At 51.1% G+C, this 12,613-nt stretch carries 13 protein-coding genes; 3 read left to right on the top strand and 10 right to left on the bottom strand.

The genetic code is table 11. The features are described from left to right. Positions 1 to 60: 60 nt before the first annotated feature. From KDX31_03935 to acsA, 5 genes are read right to left on the bottom strand one after another with little or no spacing between them, the layout of a single operon-like run. The gene (locus KDX31_03935; protein UTW04175.1) at positions 61 to 309 is read right to left on the bottom strand and encodes an acyl carrier protein; all 249 of its coding nucleotides are present in this window, start codon (positions 307 to 309) and stop codon (positions 61 to 63) included. Next, positions 306 to 1,496: a 2-oxo acid dehydrogenase subunit E2 gene (locus tag KDX31_03930; GenBank protein ID UTW04174.1), complete on the bottom strand. Its 1,191-nt coding sequence runs from the start codon at positions 1,494 to 1,496 to the stop codon at positions 306 to 308. Before KDX31_03930 ends, KDX31_03935 begins: the two co-directional genes overlap by 4 nt. Continuing rightward, positions 1,496 to 2,464, bottom strand: coding sequence for an alpha-ketoacid dehydrogenase subunit beta (locus KDX31_03925; GenBank protein UTW05292.1), 969 nt, complete (start codon positions 2,462 to 2,464; stop codon positions 1,496 to 1,498). The genes KDX31_03930 and KDX31_03925 overlap by 1 nt, the downstream gene beginning before the upstream one ends. 20 nt (positions 2,465 to 2,484) lie before the next feature. Continuing rightward, entirely contained in the window at positions 2,485 to 3,480 is a 996-nt protein-coding gene (gene pdhA, locus KDX31_03920; protein UTW04173.1) for a pyruvate dehydrogenase (acetyl-transferring) E1 component subunit alpha, read from the bottom strand. Next, positions 3,477 to 5,231, bottom strand: coding sequence for an acetate--CoA ligase (gene acsA, locus KDX31_03915; GenBank protein ID UTW04172.1), 1,755 nt, complete (start codon positions 5,229 to 5,231; stop codon positions 3,477 to 3,479). Before acsA ends, pdhA begins: the two co-directional genes overlap by 4 nt. Before the next feature lie 277 nt (positions 5,232 to 5,508). Between acsA and KDX31_03910 the strand changes: the two genes are divergently transcribed. Next, positions 5,509 to 6,180, top strand: a complete 672-nt coding sequence (locus KDX31_03910; GenBank protein ID UTW04171.1) for a tRNA (adenine(22)-N(1))-methyltransferase TrmK — start codon at positions 5,509 to 5,511, stop codon at positions 6,178 to 6,180. A 188-nt stretch (positions 6,181 to 6,368) separates the two neighbouring features. Here the strand turns inward: KDX31_03910 and KDX31_03905 are convergent, their stop codons facing one another. The 4 genes from KDX31_03905 to KDX31_03890 form a co-directional block, all read right to left on the bottom strand. Next, positions 6,369 to 7,328 carry a diguanylate cyclase gene (locus KDX31_03905; GenBank protein ID UTW04170.1) on the bottom strand — a complete coding sequence of 320 codons (960 nt, stop codon included), beginning with the start codon at positions 7,326 to 7,328 and terminating at the stop codon, positions 6,369 to 6,371. Continuing rightward, a complete protein-coding gene (locus tag KDX31_03900; GenBank protein UTW05291.1) occupies positions 7,325 to 8,245 on the bottom strand; it encodes a response regulator in 921 nt (306 codons plus the stop codon). The genes KDX31_03905 and KDX31_03900 overlap by 4 nt, the downstream gene beginning before the upstream one ends. A 538-nt stretch (positions 8,246 to 8,783) precedes the next feature. Then, positions 8,784 to 9,428 carry a DsbA family protein gene (locus KDX31_03895; GenBank protein UTW04169.1) on the bottom strand — a complete coding sequence of 215 codons (645 nt, stop codon included), beginning with the start codon at positions 9,426 to 9,428 and terminating at the stop codon, positions 8,784 to 8,786. After that, positions 9,422 to 10,288, bottom strand: a complete 867-nt coding sequence (locus KDX31_03890) for an MBL fold metallo-hydrolase (protein UTW04168.1) — start codon at positions 10,286 to 10,288, stop codon at positions 9,422 to 9,424. The genes KDX31_03895 and KDX31_03890 overlap by 7 nt, the downstream gene beginning before the upstream one ends. Positions 10,289 to 10,409: 121 nt before the next feature. On the opposite strand from KDX31_03890, the gene KDX31_03885 reads away from it, so the two are divergent. Further along, complete coding sequence (locus KDX31_03885; protein UTW04167.1) at positions 10,410 to 11,309, top strand: LysR family transcriptional regulator; 900 nt, start codon at positions 10,410 to 10,412, stop codon at positions 11,307 to 11,309. 96 nt (positions 11,310 to 11,405) lie between these two features. Here the strand turns inward: KDX31_03885 and KDX31_03880 are convergent, their stop codons facing one another. After that, positions 11,406 to 11,873, bottom strand: coding sequence for a nuclear transport factor 2 family protein (locus KDX31_03880; protein UTW04166.1), 468 nt, complete (start codon positions 11,871 to 11,873; stop codon positions 11,406 to 11,408). A gap of 110 nt (positions 11,874 to 11,983) precedes the next feature. On the opposite strand from KDX31_03880, the gene KDX31_03875 reads away from it, so the two are divergent. Beyond that, on the top strand, positions 11,984 to 12,532 hold the full coding sequence (locus KDX31_03875; GenBank protein ID UTW04165.1) for a TetR/AcrR family transcriptional regulator: 549 nt from the start codon (positions 11,984 to 11,986) through the stop codon (positions 12,530 to 12,532). The last annotated feature ends 81 nt before the right edge of the window (positions 12,533 to 12,613 follow it).

Raw genomic sequence — 12,613 nt, 5'->3', positions numbered from 1 at the left:
TCCATTAATTCGACGCCGGGTCTTCAGTTAGAAAAGAATTTCAGCCGACAACGGGGCAGCCTACTGACTGCCCGCCTGCTGCAGGTAATCCAATAACTTATTCAGCGTATCCACCCTGCCATAGTCTGCGTCGGGTACGTTGATTGCCGTCGATTGCTTCAGGGCCGCCAGAAAATGCAGGTAGTCCATTGAGTCGAGATCACACTCCTCTCGCAGTGCTTCATCGGCATCGATCTCATCGCCCTCGATTTCAGGTGCGACAACCTGTATTGCCTCGATCACGGCCTGCTGTAGCTCATCTCTGTTCATAACTTTTCCGGTTTCTGTAATTTATTCGCCAGTGCATTTAAAAACCTCGCCCCGGTCATGCCATCGCTGACCCGATGATCCGCAGCGAGACTGACCGTTACGACCTCGGCCAGCTCCGGCTGATCATCTTTGATCAACATCGTTTTCCGGGGCTTGCCAATACCAATGATCGCCACCTGAGGTGGATAGATAACCCCGAACAGCAGATCGGAGCCACGCTCTCCCATATTACTCACAGTAATACTGGCATCCAGCAACTCTGAACTGCGTAACACCCCGCGACGGCTGCGCTCACTCATATCGCGCAATCTAACCATGATCTCTTCAACCGACAGCTGATCGACATCGTGAATGGCCGGCACCACCAGCCCCCCCTCCCGCAAGCTGATGACATTGCCGATATGGATGGCGCTGTTCGGAGTAAAAGTTTGCTGTTGATAATAGCCATTTAAAGCCGGATATTTATGCAGGGACCGGGCGACGGCTTTTAGCAACAGCGCCAACAGTAAAATACGCTCTTCCGGCCCTCGTTCAGCATTAAAATCCGCCAGCCAGCGTTGCGCCCGGGTGATATCAATCTCCAGTGAGAGATAATAATGCGGGATCTCACGCTTGGATTTTGCCATCGCCGCGGCAATGGCAGAGCGCATCGCCTGAGCCGGATCGGGAGAACCGGCAGCATTAGCCTCAGGTCCATTGGCAGGAAGATCCCGGAGCAAAATCGCCCCTTCAGGCCCTGACCCGGATAGCCGGCTGAGATCAAGTTGCTGTTCGGCGGCGAGTTTTCTGACCACCGGAGAGGCCAGTAAACCCTGCCGCGGTCTGTTCGGTTGAGGTATAACCGTTTGCTGCGACTGATCCGACGTAACCGGTGGCGATTTAATCGCAGCGGCCTGAGCTACAGGATACGAAGCTTCTGGCGCGGCGGGCCGGGCAGCCTCGCCTGCCACGCTCATCCTGGCCATCACCGTCCCCACAGGAACGCTCACCACAGGCTCCAACAGCAATTCCGTGATCACCCCCTGCTGGTAGACCTCCATATCAATCATCCCTTTCTGGGTTTCCAGCAAGGCGATAATATCGCCTTTATTCAAAGTATCCCCGGGTTTGGCCTGCCATTCCACCAGAGTACCTTCGGTCATATCTGCCCCCAGAGAGGGCATGGTGACATCAATTATCTTACTCATCAGCGGCCTTCCATTACCGCTTTCGCCATCGCCACAATGGTCTCAACCTGAGGGATCGCTGCTTGTTCGAGATGGGCTGGATAGGGAATGGGAACCTCAGCGCTACACACCCGTTTCACCGGTGCATCCAGATACCAGAACCCCTCTTCCATGATAATCGCGCTGATCTCCCCTGCCAGACTACCGCTATGCCAGCCCTCATCAATAATCACTGCCCGATGAGTCTTGGCCACACTGGCCAACAGGGTTGCTTTATCCAGCGGCCGTAAACAGCGCAGATCCACGACTTCGGCAGAAATGCCCTCGGCGGCCAGTTGCCCGGCAGCCGCCTGGGCTTTATGCAGATTGCCGCCATAGGCTATCAGGCTGACATCCTGACCCTGTCTGCGCACCAGGGCTTTTTCCATGGGGGCTTCCGCCTGCCCGGCCACCTCACCGGACTCATTCAGCAACATCACATGCTCAAAAATAATCACCGGATCAGGATCGGCTAACGCCTGCGCCAGCATAAAACGGGCATCGGTATGGGTGCCGGGACTGATCACTTTTAAACCGGGAATATGGGCATAGAGATTTTCCCAGCTATGGGAATGCTGGGCGGCAAGCTGTTTTCCGGCCCCACAGGCCATGCGAAACACAACGGGCACATTAAACTGCCCTCCGGACATATGCCGGAGTGTAGCGGCGGTGTTGACGATCTGATCCATCGCCAGCAAACTGAAATTCACCGTCATTATCTCAACAATAGGCCGCATGCCCCCCAGAGCTGCACCAATACCGACGCCCACAAAACCGGATTCACAGAGTGGCGTATCGATAATCCGGGTTTCACCATACTTATCAAGTAAGCCCTTACTGACCGCATAGCAGCCACCATATCGACCGACATCCTCCCCCATCAAAAAGGTTCGCGGGTCAGCATTCAGCGCCGCTTCAATACCCGCACTCAGCGCTTCGCGGTAAGTCATGGTGTGGGGATCAGACGTACTCATACGGCATCTCCTGAAGGTGTCGGCGAATAAACATCTTTGCAGAGGTCTTCCACCGCTTCCCATTCACCGGCTTCGGCAAAGGCAACTGCCGCAGCAATTTCGGCTTCGACCTGCCGTTCAATCTGATCCATTTCTTCCGTTTCAAAATGGTTATACTCCGTCAGCCAGCGGACCAGGCGTTTAACGGGGCCTTTTTTCTCCCATTCGCTGACCTCGGCTTTGTCCCGGTACAGCTGGCCGTCAAAGCTGGAATGACCACGAAAACGATAGGTCAGGCACTCCAGCAGATAAGGCTGCTGATTGTCGCGCACCGCATCGACCGCCTTACGCACCGCCGCTTCGACATCCACCACATTCATACCATCGACCTGAGCCACCTGAAGCCCATAGCTTGCGGCTTTTTTAGCAATGTTCATTTCTGACTCAGAGTATTGTAAAGCCGTGCCCATGGCGTAGCGGTTGTTCTCGCAGATATACAGCACCGGCAGTTGCCAGAGCGCAGCCAGATTCAGGCTTTCATGAAACTCGCCTTCCGCCACCGCCCCTTCACCAAAAAAACAAACGGCAATCGAGGATTGTTGCTGCTGTTTGTTAGCCATGGCCAGCCCGGTGGCCAGAGGCAGCCCGCCTCCCACAATAGCGTTGCCACCATAAAAGTGGCGGGCGTTATCAAACAGATGCATCGAGCCGCCACGGCCGCGACTGCAGCCGTTGGTTTTGCCATACATCTCGGCCATCACCGGCCCCATGGCCAGACCACGAGCCAGGGCATGGCCATGTTCACGGTAGGTGGCGACCACCTGGTCATCCTCATCCAGCGCGGCCATCGCGCCTACCGCAACAGCTTCTTCACCAATATAAAGGTGCAGGAATCCACGTATTTTTTGCTGACTGTAAAGCTCGGCACATTTCTCTTCAAAACGGCGAATACGTACCATCTGCTTTAACTGCTCCAGCAGATGGTCCCTGTTGATATGAAGTTTATTGCTCATCGCTCATCACTCTCCAGGGTAGAGATATCACCTTCCGGCAAGCCCAGCTCCCGGGCTTTTAACAAGCGGCGCATGATCTTACCGCTTCGGGTTTTCGGGAGATTCGTACGGAAGACGATCTCTTTGGGTGCCACTGCAGCCCCCAGGCGTTTACGGGCAAACCCCAGCAACTGTTTGCGGAGTGACTCATCTGCTTCTACTCCCGGTTTCAACGCCACAAAGGCTTTAACAATTTCCCCGGCGATAGGGTCTGGCTTGCCGATCACTCCGGCTTCGGCCACCGCCTCATGCTCCATAAGAGCGCTTTCCACTTCGAAGGGGCCGATCAGATGACCGGAGGACTTGATCAGGTCATCCGCACGCCCCACAAACCAGAAGTAACCGTCAGTATCTTGCATCGCCAGATCACCACTGAGATACCAGCCATTGGAAAAACTCTTCTGATACTTTTCTGGCTGATGCAGATAGGCACGGAACATTGAGGGCCAGCCCGGTTTCAGGGCCAGTTCGCCGATCTGCATGGGTTCGGTAATTTCTTCGCGCGAACCATCATTCTGAGTGACGATGGCAGCCTGAATACCCGGCAAAGGCCGGCCCATCGAACCGGGCTTCACATCCTGGCTGGCCAGATTAGCAATCATGATGCCGCCGGTTTCGGTCTGCCACCAGTTATCGTGAAAAGGCATGCCCAGAACCTCTTCCCCCCAGACCACGGCTTCCGGGTTCAGGGGCTCACCCACACTGGCGATAAAATGCAGCGCCGACAGATCGTATTGCCGACGAATGTCGGGGCCGGCTTTCATCAACATACGGATAGCAGTCGGCGCCGTGTACCAGACACTCACCTGTTGATCCTGCAAAATGCGATACCAGCGTTCAGCATCAAACTCGGCTTCATCAACGATCATCGTCACGCCCAGACAGAGCGGCGCAATAATGCCGTAGGAGGTGCCGGTGACCCAACCGGGATCTGCCGTACACCAATAGATATCATCGGGGTGAAGATCCAGGGCATAAAAGGCCGACTGTTTATGCACCATCACCGCCTGATGAACATGCACCACCCCCTTGGGTTTACCGGTGGTGCCGCTGGTGAAGTGAAGCAGAGCCATCTGCTCAGCCTGGGTTTCCTCACAGGGGAAATGGGGATCACCCTCAGCCATCAGACTGTCCAGAGAGTAACAACCCGGTTCGCACTCCTCCGCTTCAGCATCAATCAGCAACACCGCCTGCATATTTGGCAGCTCACGCCACCAGCTCGCCAGTTTCTTGCGGTACAGCGCTTTGGTGGTGAGCAGCACATTGGCTTCTCCGATCTCCATCCGTGAGCGGATGGGTTCAGGACCAAATGCTGAAAACAGCGGGGTGAAAACACACCCAGCCTTTAAGGTGCCCAGAGCACCGATATAGAGGGAGGGCAAGCGACCTGCCAGGCTGTAGACCTTAGCGCCAGGCTTTATCTCCAGCGTTTTTAAAGCACTGGCGAAGCGACTGGTCTGCTCCGCCAGGTCGCGGTAAGTGAAATCCTGAATCTGGTCTTTTTTGCTGATCCAGCGCAGCGCGAGTTTATCTGCAATAGCTTGGCTAAGATGGCTATCAACAGCCTCATAGGCGATATTCAAACCACCATCAGGCAAACCCTGCAGCTGCGTCCGGGCCTGACTCCAGTCAAATTCTGCGCAGGTCTTTGGGTAATCGATAAGGTTAGGCGCAACGCCCTGTTTCTCTGTTTTTGTAATCGTTCCAGACATTCCTTATCCCTCGGCGATGGAAATCGTTCTGGTCTTTAAAGCTAGCACAGATCTGCATATATGCTATTGCGCTTATATTGACAGAACCGCCGACCCGGAGGCCTTTCACAACATATAAATGAAAGGGATTGCAGTTGCAGGAAGGCGCATCAAACAGCGGCTTACTGGTTAATTAAAACAGAAAAATTGTTATCCAAGACTTAAATTGGTTGCTTTTTTCGCGTTAAGAAACAGAAAAGCATTACAATGCCCTCATTTCTAGTACACGGGTATTTCCTTGAAACTCAGCAAGCGGTTACAGCAGATTGAACAGATGGTGACACCGGGCTATAGCCATATCTGGGATTGCTGTTGTGACCACGGTTTTCTGGGTGCCGCCCTGCTGGCCCGTCCCGACACACAGATCCATTTTGTTGATATTGTGCCGCAACTCATGGCCGGGCTGGAAAGCAGACTACAGCGGTTTTATCCCGATACTGCGACACGATGGGAGACACACTGCATCGATGTCGCTCAGCTGCCGTTAGAACAGTATTCAGGAAAACAGCTGATTATCATTGCCGGGGTTGGCGGCGATCTGATGATTCGGTTCGTGGAGGCCATTCACCAGCAGCACCCCCACCTGAATATTGATTTTCTGCTGTGTCCGGTGCATCACCAGTTTGCATTGCGCCAGACACTGATCAAACTCGATTTCAGCTTAAAAGATGAACGGCTGATTGAAGAGAATCAGCGTTTCTACGAAGTCATTCTGGTTTCATCAGAGGTCGACGAAAACGCACACATCGATCCTGTGGGCAACAAAATCTGGCAATCCACGAGCGCTGAACAAAAACGAATGGTTGAACGCTATCTGAATAATACCCTCAACCATTACCGCCGGATTCAGCAAGGCAACAGCGCCAGCGTAGACCATATTATTGCGGCGTATCGCGCTGTATCGCTGTAATTGAGGCTCAGATCGGTGTTTTGCTAAAAGGATACTGCGATCATCGGCTATAGCGCCGGCAGTGAGTGTTGTTCTCATGCACATCAGAGTCAAAAGCGTGACCCAGACGTGTCGTCACTGAACGGCCGTCTTTCAACCGATGAAGCACCTGATGATAAGGATAATATGGCGTCGTCTGCCGGGGCCATCTATTCGAAGCGTGTGACCTGGTTACGACCATTCTGCTTAGACGTATACAGCGCCTGATCCGCCTGTTCCAACCATTCCAGTGCACTAGCCTGCTCGAATGTCACTTCGGCAATGCCAACACTGATGGTAACTGATAATCTGTGCTCTCCATACGGCATCACGGTTGCCTCCACGGCTGAACGTAAGCGCTCAGCAAAAACTTTCGCATTTTCGCCACAGGTTCCTACCAGAATAGCGCCAAACTCTTCGCCGCCATAACGGCCTGCAATATCCGTTTTTCGCACATATTGCCCAAGCGTCTGCGCTATCGTCTGGATCACCATATCACCCGCCTGATGGCCGTAGCTATCATTCACTTTTTTAAAATGGTCTATATCAAACATGATGACAGAACTGGTTTCTTGCTGCCGCGCAAAACGATCAAACTCTTTTTCCAGGCATTCCTGCCAATAGGCCCGATTATTCAATCCCGTTAGCCCGTCAGTTCTGCTCAGGGATTGCAGCTGCTGATTGGCGGCCTCCAATTTCTGCTGCCCTATCGCATTATCGGTGACGTCGTAGATCAGAATGCCGATATGATCAATCTGCCCGGTAGGTGAGCTTAAAGGGATCAGCGTGACATTCTGATACATATAAGGCGCACTACCTGTAATAGGCCGATGACTTTTAAACGGAAACAGGTAGGGCCTCTGTTCCCATGAGATATAAGCAGTATTGCTTAGCAATAAAACCGCCTCAATCTGTTTCTGGAGCCAAGGCGCCGGTAATTCAGGATAAAGCGAGAACAAATTCTGATGAATCGCTTTGCTGGCAGAGATACCGGAGTGGTTTTCCATAAAACCATTCCACATACAGATATAACTGTCACGATCAAGAACAACCAGACCGACCTCAAGGTTCTGTAATAACCCCAGGTTCCAGTGTAAATCTTCTATTTCCTGGTTGATGCCTCCAGTCATGAACAGTATCTCGCTATTTCCTGTAATTTAGGCAGTGAGTCCTCTGTAAATATCACCAGCAGCTCGCAATGAAAGCCCTGGGCCCTCAACTGGTAGTCTATAGAGATCATCAGCGTCTGTTGCCATTGGGAGTTCTGCTCTGACATACCGGAAAAGTCGCGCAATATTATAGGAGTGGCCCGACTCAAGGAGATGTCCAGCTGCTTTGAAAAGCTTGACGAAAAAGCGCCAATCAACACATTGGAAAGAAACACCTCCAACTCGGCCTGAAGCTGCTCCATATTGCCTTGCATATTCATCAGCCAGGCAATGGTATCCAGATTACTGCGCTTAATCACCAACAAGGCTTCGCCCGCAAGTTCAGGACCCACGAATCCCTGGCTGACCAGATCAAAACCGTTGCCGGCAGCAGACAGCAGCAGCTGTTCAATTTCTGCTGGTGATACCAATTTCACCTTTGGAATGGGAAGATCGACAAAAGTATTCAGTAACCGGGCTAACAGCGCCCCAGCCTCCCCCATCGCTACATTGGATATTTCCTGATAGTAATCCAGGAGTTCAATGGCGTGTTCACTGTGTAGCTGATCCTCAGGGTGTTCCAGCTCAGTGAGTAAACCATATCGGTTTAAGATATCCGCAATAATCTCAGGTGAGCAGGGTTTTTTTATAAACTCCAGCGCCCCAAGCTCTAACACTCGCTTTCTTGCTTCAGGCTGCACATCACCCGAAACGACAATCACCAGGGTTGGCAGATCATCTCTGCGAATCTCTTCCAGTACCTGATAGCCATCCATCATTGGCATATTCAGGTCCAGAAACAGGATATCTCCTTTTTGCGCCCGCACGGCATCCAACCCTTGCTGACCCAACTCAGCAAAGGTGATTTCGACATTCCAGCCATGTAAGGCAGATGCCATCTGCTTACGCGCCAAACCGGAATCATCACATATAACGACGGGAACCGCTTCACTCAAAGAGTTTTTCCTTCTGCATCCTGAGAAATATCAGATATCAAACCAGAAGTAGAGACTAGAGTATGAGCCAGCATAAAACAATGCCTGCGTGTTACCAGAGAGAGACAAAATATAAATACTTATACTGTCGCCTTACAGAGACAAAAAGAAATACAGAAGTACGGTGGTCATATGCGTGCCAACGCCCGAAGCAAAATAAAGCTACCTGGTAGCCAAAAACGCAGCGCTTGCGCATATGACCCTGGTGAATCAAAGCGGATGGTTAAACGATAACTGAATAATAAACTCAACGACTGCGGCACGTTTGAGGGGTGAAGAGCGGTTTTATCTCGAAGAATATGGAGAATTGAGTGAATACGAAAGTAGAGGGCGAAATAGCTGGCAGACCACCAGGTTGATGACAGAGTCTGATAAGGCCAATCTATCAGTCCCCTGTCTCTTTTATCCTTATTGCATTATCAGTCAATACCGCTGTGCGTGATTAAACTGACGCCACATTTTCAGCCTCCAGATATGCACCTAAATAAGCGCTCCACTCTGAAATCTTGCCATAAAACTGAGTGTGTTCCAGCTTCTCCAGTTTACCCTCTTTTTCAGTAATCAGCGTTGGATAGCCACTGACCTGCATTTGCCCCATTAAGCCATGACTCGCCTTAATCATATCCATCATCTCAGGCTCAAACTTCACCATGTTTTCATTCCACAGGGTTTCGTCCAGGCCGATGGAGACGGCGAGTTCTGCCAGCACGTTCCATTCATCTAAGTGTTTACCCTCCTGGTAATGCGCCTTTTGCAGGGTTTCCAGCATTTTATCTGCAGCGATCCCCATTTCCTGCCCGACAAGGAAGGCGCACGTTGTGGCATATGAATCCACCACAAATTCACCGGCACCCGCTATTCTCGTTTGATAAGCCTCGCCGAAGGGCGCGCCCGTCATGGCCGCAATTTTTCTATCGGCGTGCAGAATATGTTGTCTGAAAGCAGGATCAATTGCTTGCTTCATGATCATGCCGCCCGGATGGTAAATAATCTTAAATCCGGGCGTTGCTGCAAGAGTACGTATTAATGAAGACGCGCCATAGCACCAGCCACACATTGGATCGAAGAAGTAATGAACCTTTACCATTGCATTTCTCCCTTATGAACTTTCGCTGCAATATTCAGATTCAAAGCACCTTTAGCATTCGGATATTTCTCAGACATGGCCTGAATAAGCTCAGCGCTGTTCTGGCTTTCTTGCTTCGCTTGCTGAAAGTCGGTGATGTAGTCCATCGTGTAAGTAATAGCGCTTGAATCAGCCGTCGTATCGGCTGCCATATGGCCAGGAATCACAACCGCTGGCTTCAGCGCCAACATCTCTTTTAATTGCGTTACCCAGGCTGTCTGGGATTCGTCAGATTGCGCATCGGCCATCCACAGGTGAATGCTGCCAAATACGGCGACGTTACCCAGAATCGCCTGGTTTTCAGGAATCCATAAATAAGGACGGTGAGCCAATACACCTTCGGTACCACGGATTTCGATAACATGGCCATCGACAGTCAGTGTGGATTGGTTGTAGACAGCAGGCACTATTGGGTTTACAGGTGCATTGTCGCCCATTTTAGGGCCCCAGAACGCCACTTTTCCAGCCAGTTTCTGCTCTATTACTTCTTTGACCGCAGGTGTCGTAATGATCTTGGCATCAGGGAAGATCTTCTGCAGAGTCTCGGCACCAAAGTAATAATCAGGGTCTGCCTGACTAATAAAAATGGTTTTAAGCGCTTTGCCCGAATCTAATACTTTTGCGGCAATGCGCAGAGCATCCGCTTTGGTAAAACCGGCATCGATAACCATAACCTCAGTGTCACCGTACACCACGGTAGACGTTACGCTAAAACTGCTGGCTTCGGCATTGTATACATCCAGGGTTAATGGCGCCTTGTCTGCTGCCAAAGCTGAGAATGTAATCAATGTCGAGGCGGCCAATGCGATAAGTTTTTTCATCTGTTTCTCCGGTAAAGGCTCAATGGTGAGCGTGGACTCATAATAGTGAATTGATCTGAGCGGAAAAATAGACAAAAATGAACATTATTATTTCATATATCGTGCAAATCAGGAGAGTGTAATGGACCGGGTAATCGCCGCTCAGGTGTTTCTCGACGTCGCCGAGTCACGCAGTTTTACCCGTACGTCTGAGCGTCTGGCTATGTCGCGGCCCATGGTGACACGTTACATAGAAGCGATGGAGGATTGGTTGAAAGTCCGTTTGTTACATCGGACAACCCGTAAAATATCGCTGACCAGTGCCGGAGAAGCGTGCTTAAAAGATGTCGAACGATGGTTGGAACAGGCGGACAACATTACCGCTCTGGCCAATACGGGCGAAGAATTATCAGGTTTGCTTCGCATCACCGCCAGTGTGTCGTTCGGTTATTCTCAACTGATGCCCGCGATTCAGAGTTTTATGGCGCAGCATCCTCAAGTCAGTATTGATATTGATTTAGAAGACAGTACCGCAGACTTAACAGAAAAACGCATTGATCTGGCCCTGCGAATCGCCTCAGATCCAGACCCTCAATTAATCGGTAAGCCGATCGCGGTGTGTGAGTCAGTACTGGTGGCATCACCGGCGTATCTTGAAAAAGCGCGTCAAACACTCGATGAGATTCAACACCCACAAGACTTAATCAACTACGAGTGTTTAGGCTATAAAAACTTCAGGCGCCACATCTGGCATCTGTCTCAGGATGAACAGTTCGAATCAGTATCGGCACACTGTCGTGTAACGATTAACGAAGCAACAGCGTTAATGCACGCCACCTTAAATGGCATGGGCATTAGCCTGCAACCGACTTACTTAGCGAATCGATATATAAAAGAGGGCCGGTTGCACCACCTTCTACCCGAGTGGAAACCCAAAGATCTGTCTATTTATGCCTTGTATTCGTCCAGAAAACACCTGTCACCGAATGTCCGGGCGTTAATAGACCACTTAGAAGATTACCTGGCTGCCCATCCCTGGTAGCAGTTCCGTGGTAACAGATCCCTGATAACGCCCGAAACGCCAAAACGACACCCGTCTACCCTGTGTCATCAATTTGCGCTTAACACTTCACGCACGTTATAAACCAAGCTCACTCAATCCGGGGTGGTCATCTGGCCTGCGACCCAATGGCCAATGAAACTTTCGCTCCGTCTCTTTGATCGGTAAATCGTTAATACTCGCGAAACGTCGTTGCATATAGCCTGACTCATTGAACTCCCAGTTTTCGTTACCATAGGCACGAAACCACTGACCGGAATCATCATGCCATTCATAAGCGAAGCGAACGGCGATTCGGTTTTCCGTGAAACTCCATAGTTCCTTGATTAAGCGATAGTCTGATTCACGGGCCCATTTACGCTGCAAAAATTGATGGACCTGCTCACGCCCCACAGGAAATTCTGCCCGATTTCTCCAGACGGTATCTTCCGTATAGACCTGTACAACCCGATCCGGGTCGCGGGAATTCCAGGCATCTTCCGCCATCCGGACTTTTTTAGCCGCCGTTTCGGGGTTAAATGGGGGTAAAGGTAATTTCTGTTCCATAATGATCTCCTGCTCTCTTTATGCACTATTTATGGATCCCAAGTAGACAGATCTGTCTACCCATAAACAGGAGACTACACAAGATAGACAGGTCTGTCTATAATGCGCCAATGCAACCCATTAAAAAATTACCCGCACGCGACCGCATCCTGACCACCGCCCACGACCTTTTTTATCGAAATGGTATCAGGGCCACGGGTATAGATCGGATTATCGCGGAGTCAGGCGTGGCTAAGGTCACCTTCTATCGCCATTTCCCAAGCAAAAATGATCTGATCCGGGCCTTTCTGGAATACCGGCATCAGCGCTGGATCTCATGGTTTAAAGGTGCTCTGGAGCGGCATGGTCAGGACGTTCATGCGATTGTCCCCGCCTTAGCCGAGTGGTTTCACAGTGAGCAATTCAGAGGCTGTGCGTTTATCAATTCCGTCGGCGAACTGGCGAATGAGTTACCGGAGGTCTGCGAGATTACCCGCCATCATAAGCAGCAGATGGTTCAGGTTCTTTCTGAATTCGTGCCGCCATCGACTCAGCGTGACGACCTGTTAAATGCACTGGCCGTTGCCATAGACGGCGCGATTATCCATGCGCAATATGACACCACACCCGAAGAGGCTCTGAAGGCCGTCGATCACATTATTGCCGCATTGATGCAGTGAATTACTGCACTGCCCCCTGTGCGGTTAGATCGAGCAACTAAATGCGCGAAAGACAGCGCAGCAGCACTAAAGGAGTCACCC

The sequence above is a fragment of the Amphritea atlantica genome (assembly GCA_024397875.1).
GTDB lineage: Bacteria > Pseudomonadota > Gammaproteobacteria > Pseudomonadales > Balneatricaceae > Amphritea > Amphritea atlantica_B.
This window is presented reverse-complemented; position numbering and strand designations above follow the sequence as displayed.